This is a genomic window from Marinobacter sp. Hex_13 (assembly GCF_001566815.1).
Lineage (GTDB): Bacteria > Pseudomonadota > Gammaproteobacteria > Pseudomonadales > Oleiphilaceae > Marinobacter > Marinobacter salarius.
The window spans coordinates 30,977-49,449 of record NZ_LSMM01000044.1; the positions used below are offsets into that span (position 1 = coordinate 30,977).

Genomic DNA, 18,473 nt, shown 5'->3' on the forward strand with positions numbered 1-18,473 from the left:
AGGAACTTATGCACACGGTTACAGGATATTCCCGGCAGTACCTGTGGTTGCTAACGGTTCCTTTGCTCGTCTTTGGGCTTTGGGCTGAATGGCAGACCTTCTTCAGCCTCTGGTACGACTCCATCATCTACAACCATGGATTCCTGGTGCTGGCCGGCACCCTGTTTTTGCTTTACCTGAGAAGGGAGTCTCTGGCTAAACTGCGCATCAATGCCTCTCCACTGCCCTTATTCCTGCTGGCCGGTGCCAGTGTCGTCCTGCTGCTGTCTCAGGCAGCGGACATCCGGGTGTTTCGGCTGCTGTTGGTTCCCGTGCTTGTTATTTTCTGGGGTTGGTCCATTTGGGGAAAGGGATTCCTGAAAGCCGCCGGCGGCCCGATTATGCTGCTCATATTCGCGGTACCGGTTTGGGATGACCTGTCTCCCCTGCTCCAGCACATCACCGTTTTCTTCAACAATATCTTCCTTCAGTTGGCCGGGATACAGGCCACCATTAAGGAATTCTACATCATGCTGGAAGTGGGCACCTTCCTGGTCGAGGACGGATGCAGCGGTGTGCGATACCTTATGGTTGCGCTCTTTCTCGCCAGTTTCTACGGGCAGCTCCACTACCGCTCATATATGGCCACGGTCCAGCTTGTCCTCATCTCCGCCTTACTGTCGATGCTGGCCAACTGGATTCGGGTCTTTGGCATTATTGCGGCCGGCCATTACACCAACATGGAAACCTCGCTGGTTGAAGACCATGAACTCTTCGGCTGGGTGGTGTTTGTTATCTTTACCCTGATTCCTCTTTTCTATATCTCGGGGAAGCTGGACGGCACATCATCAGAAAAATATGGAAACACCAATCCTATAGGCAGTCCAGCGCCGAAGCGGACGTCCCCTACCTGGCCAGTCATCGCATCTGCTCTACTAATATGGCCCGCCTTGGTGCCTCTGGCACTTCATGCAAAGACTGAGCGTGTGGCTCGCTCGTGGAGCCCATCATTATTCGAGTCAATTCCGGGGTGGCAAGGTCCACTCAAACACGCCAACATCTGGCGTCCAGACTACAAGAAGCCTGACATCGATCTGAGTGGTGTATACGTGTCAGATAATCTTCAGCAGGTGCAACTTCAGATCATCGGGTATCGCATGCAAACCCAGGACAAAGAGCTGATTGGTTATGGCAACGAACTTTTTGACCGCGAGGATTGGCAGCTCATTTCCCAGTCACATCAACAATTAGATATAAATTACTCAACAGGTTTGGAAAGCGTAAACGAAACAATCGTCAGGCGCCGGGAAAGTGGCGAGCAGATCGTTATTTGGTCCTGGTTTGATGTTGGCGATACCCTCACCAATTCGCGGGTCAAAGCGAAGATTACCGGCTCTCTCAACAAGATCACCGGCGACAGCCGGGGGGCACTTTGGGCACTAGCGGGGCGGTGTGAAGGTGAAGAAATTGCGGACTGTGACCAGCAACGGATAGCATTCAGCCAGTTTCTCGAGAGTGTTCAGCGCTAGCGGCCGCTTGTTCCAAATCACGCATTTCGCTGAACTCGTTGATCAGAGCGGCTGTTATCCGCTGATCACGGGTTGCTTTATCGGCAAGGTAATCTGAAATCACGCCGCCTCTAATACGCTGCCAAGTTGCGCGCTTCACCTTGACGTCAAACATGTTATTCAGATATAGGCGCCCCCTAGCATCCAGCTTGGTTGCCTGGCACCGCGACTGCTCGATATCCGACACAGCGCGAACCATCATCTGCACTCCCAGCCTTGCCACTTTCTCGCACAGGCTGTTCGGATGGTCCCCCTCTTCGATGTCTGGACGTCCCTGATAGATCACGTCACCATCGTCCACGCCCTCCGCAACGAAGTGCACGGTAGCGCCCACACACTCCGGCTCGCGGTTGTATATCGCCCAATCTGTGGTGAACAATCCCCGGTAGAACTGGGAAAGCCCCCCGTGCAGGTTTAGCACGCCATGCTTTGGAATAGACAACATATCCGCTTTGAGAATCGAAGCACCGCAAACAGCAATAACGTCTGGGTTCAAATTACGAATCCAGCGTTGATATTCAGGGTTACTGCTTTTCTAATAATTCCGTTTAATTAACGCTGCAGATCGCATCGATAGAGCATGTGTTGATGTGCTATTTATGTTTTCAAAATCGCAACTCCTGTTGGTAACGTTGCTTTTAGCCAGAGCGCGCGCTAGTGTCTAAATCCAACAGTCTATCCAAAATACTGGGTTGCTCTGGTTTAAAAACTTCAGGTCTGAGCATTTAATTGAAAGATTTCATTTTTTTCTAACGATAGGTTTCTTCTGAAGAAAATCGGCAAATTCTAATCATGCATGTTAACTCGAAAAAGATCAGGTGGCTGTTAGCGGTTGTTTTAGCCGGTATGGTCAGTGGCTGTGAAAATAGTGAACTGGCCCCCGCAACCCCCGCCGACTCACATTCGGTGCCAACCTGTATTGATATTACCGCTGAGGATTCCACCCAAATTAACATGGAGGATATCCGCGTAGAAGCAATTGCGACTGGTCTCGAGGTTCCTTGGGACCTGGAAGTTTTGGATGATGGCAGGGTACTCGTCACCGAACGAAAGGGAACAATTCGATTAATTGATCCTGAAACCGGCTTGAGACAAGAGCCCTGGGCAACTATACCAGTGCTTTCGAAAGGTGTGGTGGGTTTAATGGGGATTGCTCTGTCGCCTCAGTTTAATGAATCCGGATACGTTTATGTCGTGGGCACCTATGACGCTGTCGGGAAATCCAGCGTCGACTCGCTGGTGTACAAGATAAAGAAAATCATCATTGCTCCTTTTCAGCCGGATATTCAGTTTCCTGTTCGTAACCGCGTATACCGCCTGAGAGACGAACATGGTTATGGCCGCGACCCGACCATAATGATTGATAACCTGCCCTCCCACGAATGGTACGGCACCAGCTCATTGGCTTTTGGTCCGGACAACATGATTTACATTACGACGGGAGATGCCGCAGTACCTCACTTGGCACAGGATGACTCCTCCCTGGCAGGAAAATTGCTCCGTTATCGAGAAGATGGTGGCATCCCTGATGGTAATCCGGTCAATAACTCACCTGTTTATGCCAAGGGATTTCGTAATTCTCAGGGTTTAGACTGGGATTCGAAGGGCAACTTATTTGCCACTGAACATGGCCCCGTTGGTTATGACGAACTCAATCTGCTAATCCCCGGCGGGAATTATGGGTGGCCAAATTTTATAGGACCGAACGTGGGCGCAGAATACCACGACCCAATACTCACCTGGTTTGCTGGGATTGCGCCTTCCGGGCTCGCCGTCTTTGATCGCCCAGGGCATCCGTGGCATGGCGATTTGCTGATTGCCAGCCTGAAAACAAGACAATTGAGGCGAGTAGCTACTTATGAAGATACAGGTGGAAATAACAGGATTTGTGAGCAGGTTTTGCTATCGGGAACTTACGGTCGCTTAAGAGGTGTGCATATGGGCAGCGATGGGCATGTCTACCTGACTACCAGCAATCGCGATCAAAGAGGACAGCCTGAGCATATGGACGATCGGATTCTCCGATTACACATACCTTGACTTTCTTTCAAATATTACCTGTAAGTGACCTCATATGAATAGTTTAATTTCAGGGTCGCCACACATGATTTCTTTCATCCGTTAAAGGACCGATTTCAAAAATGAACTCTAACTTGCAGGTCTATAATAACTTCGTTCATGAATATACGGACTACACGTTAACTCCCACGGAAATCAATATTTTACATCGATTCAAGGATAATTGGCATAACACGTCTATGCTCGATATCGGTGTCGGTACCGGGAGGACAACCTATACATTCTCAGCCTTGGTCATGGAGTATCACGGTATAGATTACAGTTCCGGTATGGTTGAGCGTTGCAAGCAGGCCTTGGGCAACAGGGCAAATACTGAAATTACCGTTCAAGATGCAACGAACCTGTCAAAATTTTACGGTAGGGATTTCGACTTCGTGATGTTCAGCCTTAACGGTATCGATTCGGTTGAGCACGAAGAGCGAATCCAGATTTTGTCGGAAATTTCAAAGGTTATAAGCCGAGAAGGTTACTTTTTCTTTTCGACTCACAGTCTTTATTCACTCCCATTCTCCCCCAAGCTCCCGAAGCTGAACTTTAAACGGCCACTATCCAGCCTTTACTACTGGCTTAAGGCATTAAAGCGTCTACTGCGTACAAAATTCCACTATCGGAATGTCGATACAGAGGCCGTATTACGAAACGACAAATACACCCTGGTAACTGGGGATCATGATTTTCAGATGGCCATATATCATATCAAGCCGGCGCACCAGGTTACGCAGCTGGAAGACTTGGGATTCGAGATATGCACGGTCTATAGCCAGCAAGGCGAGGTTGTTGATCCAAAAAGCTATACAGGCAGTGGCTACATGTACTTTCTTTGCAGGCCGCGACAAATCGCGACTTAACGATTATTTTTTGAAAAAGTCACAGCAACAGATAAACCTATGGGTTTATTTAACCTGATTAAGAAAGGGAAGTATTAAATGGGTGAAAACTTCAGGTTAGTAATTCTTTGCAGCGAGGATCGCTCCGATTTGTTCTTTGCGAACAAACTTGCAGAACGATTTGATCCGGTAGGTATCTTCGTGGAGTCTCAGCGGGCAGACCCTTCGGCAGAACCCGCGCTGCAGAAATATCTTCGTCTCGCAAAGGCTCCTCATCAGATACCATGGAAAATTTTCAATCGCATCGCAGAGCAAACTTGGCGAAAGAATGCATTATATAATCGTAGCGAGTACAAAACCGATTTTGGCGAGGCCGGCCGACGCATTCTCGAAGCAGACAAACAAAACGTTATTTACACCACCGGTGCTAGTCGTATAAATGCGCCGGAGTATATTGAGGTGCTGCGGGAAATGCGCCCCGATCTCGTGGTGGTTTGCGGTGCGTCGATCCTTCGCGATGAATTCTTGTCAGTCCCAAGATTCGGAGTGCTGAACCTCCATGGAGGATTGTCTCAACGATACCGAGGCCTATTTACAACGGAATGGGCGGTTTACAATGCTGAGCCCGAATACGTCGGCGGTACGGTACACTTCGTAACATCGGGCATTGATGACGGCCAAATCGTTTATCAGGGCAGGCCGCTGATCGAGGCAAACGATACGCCAAATACGTTATACGAGAAAGTCGTGCATCTCGGAGTCGAGATGATGGGTGCCGCTATCGTAGACATACGTGATGACAGACTTGCGGCAGTCGAATTACAGCAGCCTGGCGCGCTATATACAAATAGCATGTTTACGCCCCACGTTCTCAAGGAAACCTGGCGGCAGTACGAGCGTGGCGTTATCCGTGACTACTGCGAGAACAAGCACAAACTTGATCTGCCAGTCATACGAGGCTTGATTAATGAATTTGCTGCCCCGTCGAACTTGCCGAAGACTTCAGGAAGAACTGAACTGAACTGAACTGGAGGTTATTGACTTCAGGCAACCTTACTCGGGCGCGAGGTTTTGCGCTCCGAGTCAGTCTCCTTCCTGAACACTGAGCGGATGCCTCGGAGAACGGGTATTAGCCGATACTCAAGACTGTAGAGTAGAAATCCTTTCAAACCCGGCTTGAATAGTTCAACCGTTACATGCTGTGCGTAAGTATCGGTCCAATGGGTCAGATACTGGTAGTCATCGGCGCAACTGTAATAAGTTGTCGCATCCACCTGTTCAAACAGGCTGCGCAATGCATTCAACTCTGCGATAAACCCGGGAGAAAGTTTCCTATATTGCTCATTGAAGTCGGCACGAATAGGGTAGCTGACACCACCCCATAAAAGGTGTAACTCAAACGCGATCGGTTCACCAGTGTCAGTGCGCGCCATCCAGACTGATACCGATTGGCTAGGCCCCAGTTGATCGAACAGTGACTTGAGAAAACGTACCGAGTTCTCTCGCGAACTGAGATCGGCTCCCAGTGAACGTTTCCAGCTCTGACTTGAGACTGCAATCATCTCTTCGACTATGAAATCATCGCCCGATTGAATTGTTGTTTGTTCGATTTTAGCGCCGGAACGCTCGAAACGATTAGTCGCTGAACGGACACGCTGACGGAACTTTTTCGATTTCTCGGCAAGGAATGTATCCCAATCGCCGTTGGTATCGACCACTGGCGTACTCAATGCCGGGTTTACTGCCACGCGAATCCCCATCGACTGAGCGACTTCACTCAACAGTTGATGAGTTGAACCCCTGTCTTTGAGTCCGCGCAATTCAATCAGATCACAGTCGAGATGCTTGATGAGCTCTCGCATGATATTTTTACGCATCCCGTGTTCAACTTCGGGTGCAAAAAGTATGTCACAAAATGGGGAGTGACCGTTCGATAAGAACTTGATTTTCCTGATACTGATTTGACGGTATTGGTCCTGCACCGCCGCCAGCGGGGCGATCGCGATTATTCGTCCATGCTGGCGAATAATTGTGAGCCTTAGTCTTGCTCCGTTTGAAAATCCACTCCACCAAGATATCATCCAGGCTAAAGTCAGGGGCAACGGTAAGGCTCCACCAGCGTGAGTATCGGAAGAAAGTTGTTGCCAGTCATCCTTGAGTTCAAGGAAACAGTCGGGATCGGATAACGTTTCGATAGAGAAGTCGCACGATGCACTTACACTTGGATCCACGTTCATAGCCACTCTATGGTTATTGCTCCGGTGCGGTTCCATTCCTGGGCTCAGGAGCCAACCCGTTTGGGAAATACCTTGCGGAGTACCTGAAAGAAATTATATTTGAGTCGATACAGCCAGCGCACAGGGTGAAGCATGATGCGATCTTTTATCCAATAGCTGCGCAGCGGCTCTATCCGATGCAGAGTTTGGTCATCGCTGTGCACAAAGAAGTTGACACCAATGTTCTGACCTTCCGACTCCACGTAGTGCCAGTAGCCTGCCGGGATAAAGACAACGTCTCCGGCATTCACGGTGCCGCGAAAGCCCTTCAGTTCCTTGAATCGTTTCTGGTACCGTTTTTGTACAGTCATCGGGCGAATCTTACTGTGTAGCACTTTACCCTGATATAAAGCCTTGAAGTTGAACACGCTGAACGGGTGAAGATTGCGCGTATCGGTGTTGCGGAATACAAAGAATTCTTTCTGTCCTTGCCGAAGCAGTTGAATGCTGTTCCACGGATCGTAATGCAAGAGTGTTTTGTTGTTGCCTGCACCTATCCAGAGATTGGCTGAGCGAATTTTTTCGCGCTTGAACCAATTGGGCACTTCAAGCGAGTCGGCAAGACTTGCGAGACCGTCCTTACCACTTGGCTTGCCTCCTTCTCCAAGGATTTCCCTCGCACCAATGTACAAATTATCTCCTGATTTAATTCGAGAGATAAATTCTTTCATAGGAATTGCGAAATACTTGAAGAAGTAGTTCACGCCATCGGTTTCAGGCTGTTGCACCGGCACCGAGCTTTCCATTTGTTCAAAAAATGACAGGTCCCATTTTTCGAGAAACGACAACTGGTTCGCGAGACCTTCAAAGATCATTGGCCGACGCGCCGTCGACATCAGGCTCTGGATATCGTCTACGGTTTTAAAGTTGATTCGTTCTATTTCTGCGAATGAAAGGTCATGAATTTTCATCGGGCCGTCCTCTGGTTTGCACTCTCGATCAATCTTTATGGATTGCCGATGCGTTGAATTTATACTGTAGTACATTCCAACGCTTGACAAGCCCCCCGCGTAATCCCCCGAGAAAATAATCAAGGTTTTTAGTAGGGACTGCTGAGGAAAACCTTAAAATATTGTCTGGAATTAGTTGACCGCTACAAACATCTCCTGAATCGAATTTCAGTTATACCTCTTATAAGTAATTACGATAACTAAGAACCGCAGATTCCCAAATGTTCCATACTTTCATTGGCCCTATAGCCTCTTGCGACCAATACTTGAGTAGGCGTCACTATTACCCCATTAAGGAGTTAGTCGTGAACACACTCAGGAAACCGCTATTGGTACCCTTATTCTTTGCGATAGGTGGCTGCCAGGTGTGGCAGGGACGAGATATCGACTCATTACCCCCAACGGCATCACTGCCGGAGCAAAGTGAACCCGGGCAGGTAAATATCCGATACTGGATGGATATCCCTGGCGCAGAACCGAGTGCGCTGACCGAACTCACGCGTTACCCGGATAACCCTGACAACATAGAAACACTGAACTCTCTTCAACAGACGCAGAACCGCGCGGACGATTATGGCGCCATGGTCCAGGGTTTCATAACACCCCCTCAGAATGGACTGTATCGCTTTTTCGTCAGCGGCGACGACCAAATGGAATTCTGGCTCAGTGATTCCCAGTCACCAGACAGCGCCGTACGAATTGCGACAGTGCCTGCATGGACACGCGCCGGCGACTACAGTAAGTACTCTTCCCAAACATCGGCCCCGATCGAACTCGTCGCCGATAAGCGTTATTACTTTAGAATTATATTTAAGGAACGCGCAGGTAACGACCATTTCGATGTTTCATGGGAGGGCCCCAACCTGGGACAACAAGTAATAGGAGCGGATTCGATCTCAAATTGGGCACAGCCATCCTATCCGACGGAGGAGGACGCAATTAAAGCTTATAGTCGTGGCTACAGAATCGGCTTTTTTGACTCGCAGAATAGTCTGAGCTTCAACCCCCAATACCCGCCCTTGGACGAGGATGGAGATGGACTTTATGACAATTGGGAAACCTACTATGGACTAAATCCGGGAAACCCAGATGACGCATCGGTTGATCAAGACGACGATTTCCTGACAGCAATGGAAGAGTTTGAGCTCGGAACCTCCCCGGACAAGGAAGACACGGATGGCGACGGAATCCCCGACGGTGCCGAATTCGCGTACAACCTTTCCCCTCTTGATCCTAGCGATGCAGCAGCAGACAGTGACTCGGATGGTGCGAACAATCTCGAAGAATATCTTGAAGGGACAGACCTTAACGACCCGGAAGACGTCCCTGAAACTGCTGCCGAATTGACTGCAGGCTTTACAGGGCAATATTACAGTGGCACATCCTTCGACTCGTTTATTGACTATCGAACTGACAACGCTATCCAATTCAACTGGAGAAGCTCGGCGCCAATCTCCGGCTCTCCCTCAGATAACTTCAGCGTTCGCTGGAGCGGCATTTTCCAACCTCCTCATGCTTCAGGAAGCAGGGATTATCGATTCACTGTCCGAACTGACGACGGCGTAAGATTATATGTCGACTCTGACCTGGCTATCGACCAGTGGGTTGATCGCGGCGCTACCGCCAACAGTTACACAAGAACGCTATCTGCTGGCGAGGACATCCCTATCAAGATGGAATATTACGACGCCCGATATGGTGCAGTGGCCGAGCTATCCATAACCGACGTCCAAACCAATGAAGAAATTGATCAAGCATCAACTATTCTCAGTACTGACCCCATTAGCGAGAACACCATAGATACAGACGGGGACGGGCTGCCTGACAGTTGGGAACTCAGGCACGGAACTGACCTGTCTGTTGCAGACTCTACTATGGTGTTAGCCGCTAACTCTGGCATCACGGTGCTTGAAGCATACCAAAGCAATCTTGACCCATGGACATTGGAACCTCTCGCAGACTCAGAACCGGACACCCCCGATACCACGGAACCGGTACCAACGGAGCCAGACGGGTCTGTGCAAATGTCCTGGAGTGTGCCACAAAAAAGAGCGGATGGTTCCGACCTCAACGCAGGCGAGATCAGCCACTACAAAATCTTCTACGGACTGGAGGAGAACAATCTGGACATGGAGACTCAGGACATCTCGAAAGACCAGACCTCCTACGTGATTGAGGGACTCGATCGAGGGATCTGGTTCTTCTCAATACGGGTCTACGACACGAATGGCCTGGCGAGCCAGCCTTCAAATGTTGAGGCATTTCAGATTAACTGATCAGAATAAGGCACTCTCGTTATAACGAGAGTGCCTTATTGATTATTATCGGCTTGATTCTTACCGACGGAGCTTTCGCTGGTACCCAGCAAAGATGTACAAAAGCCCTATCGTCATCATCACGGCAGGAGTGGACTCGGAAACCTGGACAATGGAATGAATATCTCCAAAAAGATCATCCTCTGTCCATGAGCTGCCCTCGGGGCCTAGCTGGGCAAAAAAGTTGAAGGAAATGTTGCCGTGAAGAAACTGATCGACATCCAGCCAACCATCACTCTTAATCAGTTTATCTTCTTCTGCAATGTCAACCGCCCCTGTTGTCTCCAACCCAAACAGTTGAAGATAAATGTCCCATGGGTCGATCGCACCAAGCGTGCCTGCCGGGGCATTAAGCAACGAGGAGGAGCCACTTGAATAAAAGCGCTCGGGGGCCGAGTCGCTATGCAGGTAATATGCACTGGCCTCTTGCTGAGTGAACAACCACCCCCCAAGCGATCCACTAAAATTGATCTTATGGCTGCCATCCAATTGCTTCTGCATAGACATGCGAATTGAAAATGAATCTCCAACGCCAATGTCCGCCAAATATCCTGCAGCTTCTTCGGAGCCGGACACAGTTCCCTCTAGGTCGTACGTCCAAATTGGAGCAGCGTTGGCCTGAACTGAAAAGCACCACAAAACAGCTAATAGAATACCTACTCGCATACAGATCTCCTTATCCGATTTTCAACGGCAAAATAAACGCAATATACGGACCATACATCAGGAAACATCCCGAATTCCTTGGCACTATGGATGCAGGCCCAGCTATCTTCATTATAAGACCAAACAGGGTGTAAAGAATATCGACTAACAAACTAGTCGTTACAATGCTCAGATGCCAAGCGCTCAAAAACCGATAGGATTGTGCTGATATCGCTCAGCCCCACGCCCTCATGGGTTGGTAGAGTAATCAATCGCTTCGAGAAGTTACTGGCGTTTGGATACCTGCCGCTTCCCCCTACACGAATAGAAGCGGCATCCATGATTTCAGGAAGTGTGCGACCGTAAAAAATGTTGGCACCAATTCCCTTTTCATTCATTTCCGTGACCACCTGGTTTCTCAGGTTTTCATTGGGCGCCAAAAGGGCATACCGAAGCCGAGGCGTAGGGTCTTGCGCATCTATCGTTCCGGCAAACGCCCAGCCAGCCTCCCGCAGGAACGACAGTTCACGGTCATAAACGAGATGCAGGGGCTCCCTTGCAAAGTAAGCGCGTATTCCCGCAGCCAAAAGTGATGATGGAAGCTCCATTACCCGAATGGCCTCCAATGGATGGAACCGGGTTTCTCCGACATTGAGAAATGGCGCGCGCTCAAGAAGTGGATAGATATAGCGCGACAACAGCGAATTGAACACCAGTCGCTTGATGTGCCAAGCAATGTTAGTACGTATTTCCAATACGGAGTAATCAGCGCACGCACTGTGCACAACTGATTGCTCCGTTTGACGAAACAGCAGAGCGCCCCCACCCATCAAGTTGATTGGCTTACCCCTGCCAAAACTCAACACCACGAAATCCGCCAAGCCATGGGAACAACTGGAGGGCGGGAAGCGTTGTGCCGAATCCTCGATCAGAACCAAGTCATTATCCGCACAGATTCGCGAGAGCTCTTTCAGTCTCGCACAGGCCCCGAGAAAATTGACCCCGATGATCGCGACAGTGCGTTGTGTCAAAGCCTGACGAACGCCTTCTTCGTCCAGTACCGGTTTATCCGGGGCGAAATCCACTAAAACTGGCTGGGCATCCTGCGAAACAATGGCTGCAACCAGGTCAGGACAGCCATAGGCAGGGATAATTACTTCAGGCCTTTCAGAGCGGGCTTTCATGGCAATGGCCGCCTTTACAGCCAGCGACAACGCTTCGGTGCCAGAGCCTGAATACAAAGCCTTGTAGTGCTCATCCCATGGCAAAAGTAGGCTATCAATGGCCTGTGGTTTCGGTACAGGGCTACCGACCGGTCTCAACTTTGCAAACATAGAAAACGTCCGCGTTTCATCGATCAGCGTTGGGAGGGCGTCCAGACAGTCATCCTGCGACCGCTAAGAAAGCTTACAGTTGCATGGGCAACCGCTAGGTTTACCTGCACAAAGAAATAGGGAATCTTCACCAGTGTGTGCTTACGCAACTCAGGCGCGAAATGCCCTGCCAGAACGCACCCATAAAACGCCAGTTGAAGCAGCAATGCCAAAGCGTAGATACTGCCCTTCCCCGCGACGGCAAACGAGACCAAAAGCAATAACACCTGAAACCACGGAACGGCCCATCGCATCAGCTTGTGCCCGAACACCTGGAACGCAAAGCGGCCAAACCTGAACGGATTGAGCACCTCGGGATGCCGGCTCAACGCCGTCAGCCCCCGGATGATGGTGCGCACCTTACGCTGATATTCCTTCGAGGCGTCCGCCACATCCTGATAGAACCCAAGGACGTCCGGCGCCGTTACAGCCACCAGCCCCCTTCGGGCACTGTTTAGGGCCGTATTGAAATCACTGGGGGAATAGATATCCCAGTTTTCCCGGCACACTTCCTTACGGGCCGCAAAGAAGGATCCGCTCAGCCCTACAAGCCCCGCGCGTTCTGACTCCAGGCCCCGCAACCACATTTCGTAACGCACATAGGCGCCTTCGCCCACCACGCTGCCATCCCGGCTGATGAAGCGATCCTCGCTGGACACAGCGCCCACGGTGGGGTCATTGAAGTAAGCCACCATACGACCGATCGCGTCTTCAGGAATCGACGTTGCAACGTCTGAAAAGATCAGGATGTCCCCGGTTGCGGCATTGATCGCCTGCAGTTGGGCATGTTCCTTTCCCTTCCGTTCCTCTGCACGGGCCAGCTTCACGCCGCGATTAGCGTACTCGCCTACGATCTGGTCGGTATCGTCGCTGGAGGCATCCGAGGCAATAATAATTTCCAGGCCCGGGTAGTCTAGAGCCAGGCAGTTCTCGATTTTGTCACGGATTCGATGGGCTTCGTTATGAGCCGTCACAATCAGGGAAACGAGCGGCGGAGTGTCTGACAGGGCATGCTCGCGCTCTGCTTCCGGACGACTGGGCATAAAACGAAGAATGAATGGATAAATAAAGTAGCTGAAAAGCGCTCCAATTGCCGCAAACCAGAATAGAATAACCAGCATCGCTCCCAATCCCTGTGAACCCTTGTGGATGACATCTCTGCACACTACTGGCAGAATCGCTATGGCGATAAACTATACATGGACGAACAAGCCAAAACCATTGGCGAAGCCGACGGAGGCCCAAGGCGTGGCATTCTTCAGATCCCTTGTTAAATCAGGCGCTCTTACCGTGCTGGCCTGTTATGGCTGGCTGCGCGTCCGTCTCTCGAACAAGCCAACGCTGCTGATCCTCACTTACCACCGAATTCTCCCGGCGGATGCGCCCGAGCGTGCCGCGGAGCAGCCAGGCATGGTGACCAGCCCGCAAGCCCTCGAAGACCATATCCGGTTTGTCCGTAAGCTTGGGGCGGAACCCATCCACCTTTCCGATTGGTTGGACCGTAACAGTCAAGGCAAAACGCTTCCAAGGCTCTCGGTTGCCTTTACCTTCGACGATGGCTGGCAAGACAACTATCAATACGCCTACCCGACTCTCAAGGCACAGAACGCCCCGGCAACGATCTTCCTGGTCACCCAAATGATCAACACCGGCAAAACCTTCTGGCCGGAACAGGTGCTCAGCCTGCTGACCACACAGACCATTCCCAAAAATGATTCATCCTTCGACTGGCTGCGACCTCACCTGCCTCTTGAGCCTGCCCCTGGCGCGAATCGCCCACTTTCCCTTCTGGAAGCGGACGAAGTGATCGCGCGACTGAAGTCACTCGAAGACGCCACGATCCTTGAGGCTCTTGAACAGGTCTATGCATCCCACCCGGAGGTGGCTCCCACGGAAACCTCCAGATCCATCCTAAACGGCTCTGAACTGACTGAAATGGCGCAAAACGGTCTTGTGATGTACGGCGCGCACACCAGGCACCATTATCGCCTGAACCGTCTGAAGGATGGGAAAATACTCAAAGAAGAAATCGTGGACTGCCTGCAGGACCTCAATTCCCTGGGCGAAGCCGCCATACCCGTGTTCTGTTATCCCAATGGCGACATAACCGGCAAGGGTGAAAATCTGGTCTCTGATACCTATAAGGCCGCATGCACCACCAAAACCGGCTGGAACCTTACCGGGTGCAACCCTTACGATCTTCACCGCTTCAACCTCCATGATGGCAACAGCCACAGCACCCGGACATTGCTGGCCACGATCGGGCGCGGGCTTTTATGACCGAAGGTAACTCGAAACTGGTCGTCACCCATGTTATTTCAGGCGATTTATGGGCGGGCGCCGAAGTCCAAGTTTACAACCTTTGCCAAGCGCTCCAAGCGTCAGGTCAAGTTACACCGACCGTCGTCATTTTTAACGAAGGCATTCTTTTTGAAAAGTTCAAGGAGCTGGGAATACCACTTTTGCTAGCCGACGAGAAAAAGTTGAATCCATGGACTATTGCACGTTCAATCGCATCACACTGCAAGGAACATAACAGCAAAATAGTGCATACACACGGTTTCAAGGAAAATGTACTAGGCATTTTGGGCAAAGAGCTCGCTAAAGTCCCCCGGTCAGCGCGTACCGTACATGGCAGCGCGGAAACAGTACTCACCTTGAAACGCCCGCACAAATGGCTGGTTCAGAAAGTGGATCTTTTCCTAGGTCGCACTCGTCAGCAAGCTATTATCGCGGTGTCTACGCAGCTTGAAGATACCCTGAAGAAAGTGTTTCAGGACAAGGTATACAAAATATTCAATTTCATTGATATTGAAGGCACTCAGCATCAATGGTTAACCCCACCTAGAGGAGAAAACGAGGAGCCCAAAATTGGTTTAGTCGGCCGACTTGTAAAAGTTAAAAGAGGCGACCTTTTCATCAGAACAATTGCCCTTTTAAACCAACAAGGAATTACTTGTCGTGGAGTGGTCGTCGGATCTGGGCCACTGGAAAACGACCTGCGGCAGCTTGCATTTGATCTCAACATCGCTAAAAAAATAGATTTCAAAGGTTTTTTGAGCCCAGCACTAGATGAAATAGTAAACCTTGATGTACTGCTGATGCCTTCTGACCATGAAGGATTACCGATGACCCTGTTAGAGGCATTGGCAGTAAATGTGCCAATCGTAGCGCACAACGTGGGTGGTATTCCTGAGGTACTGGATTATGGGAAAGCGGGAATTTTAGTGGATGAACACACTCCGGAAGGTTACACAGAATCAGTCAAAAAATCGCTGGCACTATCACTTGAACGTCGAGACCTAACACCCAAAACATTACTTGATAAATTTAGCGCACAACGAAACGTTAAAAAATATATAACAATCTATCATCAACTAACGAAAGACATATAAATCAGTTACTTAAACAAAAATATCAGCCAATAGGTAATGTTATGGATGACCGTATGAACGTTTCCTTTGTTATACCTTGCTACAATGAAGAAGATGTTCTTCCAATTACTATTCCTAAACTTCTTAAAGAACTGGAAAAATTAAGAAATAAAGATGTTAATAAAACCTTAGTTTACCTGGTAGATGATGGCAGTACGGATAGAACTTGGGACATAATAGATCGACTCTCCGATGAGTGCGAATTCGTTGTTGGGGTAAAACTTTCACGCAACTGTGGGCATCAACGTGCATTATTAGCCGGCCTAAATATTGCGGAAGGCGAAGCAGTTATCAGCATGGACGCCGATCTTCAAGATGATATAACAATTGTTCACCAGATGGTTGAGGAATATAGAAAGGGCTCGGAAATCGTCTATGCAGTTCGTGACGATCGAACTACAGACAGCTTTTTTAAACGCCAAACTGCTCTGTTATTTTATAGAGTGATGGCTTGGTTAGGAGCTGAAGTTATTCACAACCACGCGGATTTCAGATTGATGGGCAGAAGGTCTTTAGATCAACTAAAAACCTTTAAGGAAGTTAACCTGTTCTTGCGAGGAATGATACCCTTGTTGGGCTTCAAATCAACGAAGGTTACCTACCAACGGGGTGAGCGAGCAGCAGGCGAATCCAAGTATCCCATCAGAAAAATGCTGGCACTAGCTGTTGACGGAATCACCTCTTTTTCAGTCCGTCCTCTTAGGCTCGTCGCATTAATGGGAATCGGGTTTGCCTTTGCAGCCATGATCCAGCTGGGTTGGATATTCTACGTTAAATACAGCCTAGACACTGCGATACCTGGCTGGGCATCTACCTTGATACCCATCACCTTCTTCGGTGGTGTTCAGCTATTTTGTCTTGGTTTGGTGGGAGAATATATCGGTAAAATTTACCAAGAAACAAAACAGCGTCCATCGTTTATTATAGAAAAGATTACAAAAGAGAAGTCTCAATAATCCATTGTGTGAGATCTAGATGTGAGTATAGTAACGCTTAAAAAGGTTTCAATCACAACAATAGCGATTATTGCGGTCTTAGCTATTGCTGGCCTAGCCAGATATTGGGGCTTAGATTTCGGCCTACCTTTTCTGTACAACACAGATGAACCAAATTTCGTAACGCGAGCTTTCAGGATATTGGGCACTGGAGATCTAAACCCTCATTGGTTCGGTCACCCAGGCTCCTTTACAATCTATAGCCTAAGCCTCGTTTTTGGCCTTTATGCTTCGATTGGTTTGATGCTAGGCCATTTCCCCGACCTCTCCGCAATAGAAGTGATAACTCGTACTGAACCAAGCGAATTCTATTTTGTGGGTCGACTACTCATACTTTTTTTTGGCATGCTCGCAGTCTACCTTACTTATCTAATGGGAAAGCGTGGTCAGAACCGCACTGTTGGCCTAATTTCGGCTTCAATCATGGCCATAGCTCCACTTTCTGTAGAGCTGTCAAGACTTATCCGCACAGATATGCAGATGACAGCACTTATTCTTATTACAGTAATATATTGCTTTAAGATTATCGAGAAACCAAAAATAAGTAACTATATTATTGCTGGACTTTTCCTAGGTCTATCTGTAGCCACTAAATACCCCGCTATTTTCGGATGCTTACCTATCATTGCGGCTCACTTTATATCCCAATCCAATCAGGGCATCCCTCTAACAAAAAACTTCGCACATCTATTAACAGCGGCTACCTTTTCCCTAATTGGCGCCTTTTTAGCTGCACCGTATTTATTTATAGATATACAAACTGCACTGAACGACATTTTGGGTGAGGCTAGATCGACCCATTTGTCATCGACTTCCTATGGATTCACAAACTCTATCTTTCGCTATTTTTACGATGTAATCCTTTCTAACGTTTCGTTAGCTGGTGGGTTCTTCGCTCTCATAAGCGTATTCGTTATAGTGAAAAAGCCAAGGGACAACTATTTCGGTATCGTAGTACTCTCATTTTTTATACCTTTCTTATTTTTTATATCGTCGCTAAATCTTTGGTGGGAAAGATGGGCTATGCCTTTAATTCCATTCGCATGTTACCTTGCGGCTCACGGCGTTTATATTTCTTATAAGATATTCGAACACACAAGGTTGAAATTTTTTGTAGCCACTTCGCTGGTCATCGCCTTGATCCTCCCCTTGAGGGAGACGCTTCTGGATGCAAATGAACTCGCACAAGGTGACACTAGAACTCACGCCTATAGGTGGAGTAGACAGAATATTTCAGAGAATAGCTTGATACTAGTTGAAAGCTATTCTCCTCAATTACCAACTGAGTCATATAGATTGATTCAGCCCGGCTTTATGGATGAAGATTTTCAACCAGCGTCAACAAAATACTATAGAGCACTAGGCGTTATCGGAGAACTAGAGGACACAAAGGATATAGTGGAATCTGACCCAGATTACATCATATTAAGTGATCAGTATGATCGCCGACTGGCTGGCGGTGAGCCCTATGCCCACAGCATGCCTATTTATAACTATATTTTCAGAAATTACGATAAAGTATTTGAAGTTAAATCAATCAGAGGATCTCTAGCTGGAAATGTGGTGAGAATATATTCAAAACCAAAAAGCGAATAAATATCACATGCACATGTTATCAAACAAATTTAGTAAATTCATTTTGGTTGGGGGAACAGCAACTCTAACACAATTTCTAGTTCTTTTTTTTCTGGTTGAAGCAGGCATCACAACTCCGGTTTATGCCTCTGCTACTGGTTTTGCTATAAGTTCTGTGCTGAATTATTATATGAGTTACAGATTTACCTTTTCTGCCACCATACCACATAGAACGGCTTTAATAAGGTTTTATCTTATGGTCGGCGCTGGCCTTATTATAAATACCTTGTCATACAAAATTTTCATGATTACACTTTCTGTTCACCCACTTATTGTACAAATACCCACAACATTAATTGTTTTAGTATGGAATTTCTCAGTGAGTTATCTATGGACTTTTAAGTCTTAGCTGATGCGCTATCGCTTTCTTAGCGTGTCAACCACAAGCTTCAATGCG

Annotated in this window: 15 protein-coding genes and 1 pseudogene; 10 read left to right on the forward strand and 6 right to left on the reverse strand. The window is 48.6% G+C overall.

What is annotated here, in order from left to right; translation table 11 throughout:
* Positions 1-8 precede the first annotated feature (8 nt).
* Complete coding sequence (xrtA, locus tag AXW11_RS11670) at positions 9-1,508, forward strand: exosortase A (protein WP_091641159.1); 1,500 nt, start codon at positions 9-11, stop codon at positions 1,506-1,508.
* Here the strand turns inward: xrtA and AXW11_RS11675 are convergent.
* A pseudogene (locus AXW11_RS11675) lies at positions 1,477-2,064 on the reverse strand (formyl transferase); the annotation flags it as partial. The gene xrtA and the pseudogene AXW11_RS11675 sit on opposite strands and share 32 nt — an antisense overlap.
* Before the next feature lie 275 nt (positions 2,065-2,339).
* Here AXW11_RS11675 and AXW11_RS11680 point away from each other — a divergent pair.
* From AXW11_RS11680 to AXW11_RS11690, 3 genes are all read left to right on the forward strand, one after another.
* Positions 2,340-3,587, forward strand: a complete 1,248-nt coding sequence (locus tag AXW11_RS11680; RefSeq protein WP_091641165.1) for a PQQ-dependent sugar dehydrogenase — start codon at positions 2,340-2,342, stop codon at positions 3,585-3,587.
* Positions 3,588-3,688: 101 nt separating this feature from the next.
* The gene (locus AXW11_RS11685) at positions 3,689-4,474 is read left to right on the forward strand and encodes a class I SAM-dependent methyltransferase (protein WP_091641168.1); all 786 of its coding nucleotides are present in this window, start codon (positions 3,689-3,691) and stop codon (positions 4,472-4,474) included.
* Positions 4,475-4,552: 78 nt separating this feature from the next.
* Entirely contained in the window at positions 4,553-5,479 is a 927-nt protein-coding gene (locus AXW11_RS11690; RefSeq protein ID WP_091641170.1) for a formyl transferase, read from the forward strand.
* Between the two features lie 17 nt (positions 5,480-5,496).
* On the opposite strand, the gene AXW11_RS11695 is transcribed toward AXW11_RS11690, so the two are convergent.
* Positions 5,497-6,690 (reverse strand): GNAT family N-acetyltransferase, encoded by a 1,194-nt coding sequence (locus tag AXW11_RS11695; protein ID WP_177190588.1) that lies wholly within the window; start codon positions 6,688-6,690, stop codon positions 5,497-5,499.
* A gap of 44 nt (positions 6,691-6,734) precedes the next feature.
* Positions 6,735-7,640 carry a cupin-like domain-containing protein gene (locus tag AXW11_RS11700; protein ID WP_177190589.1) on the reverse strand — a complete coding sequence of 302 codons (906 nt, stop codon included), beginning with the start codon at positions 7,638-7,640 and terminating at the stop codon, positions 6,735-6,737.
* Between the two features lie 344 nt (positions 7,641-7,984).
* Here AXW11_RS11700 and AXW11_RS11705 point away from each other — a divergent pair, with 344 nt between their 5' ends.
* Entirely contained in the window at positions 7,985-9,955 is a 1,971-nt protein-coding gene (locus AXW11_RS11705; RefSeq protein ID WP_177190590.1) for a PA14 domain-containing protein, read from the forward strand.
* A gap of 60 nt (positions 9,956-10,015) precedes the next feature.
* On the opposite strand, the gene AXW11_RS11710 is transcribed toward AXW11_RS11705, so the two are convergent.
* The 3 genes from AXW11_RS11710 to AXW11_RS11720 form a co-directional block, all read right to left on the reverse strand.
* A complete protein-coding gene (locus tag AXW11_RS11710) occupies positions 10,016-10,660 on the reverse strand; it encodes a hypothetical protein (RefSeq protein ID WP_091641182.1) in 645 nt (214 codons plus the stop codon).
* A 152-nt stretch (positions 10,661-10,812) separates the two neighbouring features.
* The gene (locus AXW11_RS11715; protein WP_091641184.1) at positions 10,813-11,973 is read right to left on the reverse strand and encodes a DegT/DnrJ/EryC1/StrS family aminotransferase; all 1,161 of its coding nucleotides are present in this window, start codon (positions 11,971-11,973) and stop codon (positions 10,813-10,815) included.
* Between the two features lie 23 nt (positions 11,974-11,996).
* Positions 11,997-13,133 (reverse strand): glycosyltransferase family 2 protein, encoded by a 1,137-nt coding sequence (locus AXW11_RS11720; protein WP_091641187.1) that lies wholly within the window; start codon positions 13,131-13,133, stop codon positions 11,997-11,999.
* 127 nt (positions 13,134-13,260) lie between these two features.
* Between AXW11_RS11720 and AXW11_RS11725 the strand changes: the two genes are divergently transcribed.
* Genes AXW11_RS11725 through AXW11_RS20800 form a run of 5 tightly spaced genes read left to right on the forward strand, consistent with a single transcriptional unit; the run spans position 13,261 to position 18,425 of the window.
* Positions 13,261-14,292 carry a polysaccharide deacetylase family protein gene (locus tag AXW11_RS11725; protein WP_258955184.1) on the forward strand — a complete coding sequence of 344 codons (1,032 nt, stop codon included), beginning with the start codon at positions 13,261-13,263 and terminating at the stop codon, positions 14,290-14,292.
* Positions 14,289-15,407 (forward strand): glycosyltransferase, encoded by a 1,119-nt coding sequence (locus tag AXW11_RS11730; RefSeq protein WP_091641189.1) that lies wholly within the window; start codon positions 14,289-14,291, stop codon positions 15,405-15,407. Before AXW11_RS11725 ends, AXW11_RS11730 begins: the two co-directional genes overlap by 4 nt.
* Positions 15,408-15,448: 41 nt before the next feature.
* Positions 15,449-16,402: a glycosyltransferase family 2 protein gene (locus AXW11_RS11735; protein WP_091641193.1), complete on the forward strand. Its 954-nt coding sequence runs from the start codon at positions 15,449-15,451 to the stop codon at positions 16,400-16,402.
* Positions 16,403-16,423: 21 nt separating this feature from the next.
* The gene (locus AXW11_RS11740) at positions 16,424-18,037 is read left to right on the forward strand and encodes an ArnT family glycosyltransferase (protein WP_091641196.1); all 1,614 of its coding nucleotides are present in this window, start codon (positions 16,424-16,426) and stop codon (positions 18,035-18,037) included.
* 13 nt (positions 18,038-18,050) lie between these two features.
* Entirely contained in the window at positions 18,051-18,425 is a 375-nt protein-coding gene (locus tag AXW11_RS20800) for a GtrA family protein (protein ID WP_177190591.1), read from the forward strand.
* The last annotated feature ends 48 nt before the right edge of the window (positions 18,426-18,473 follow it).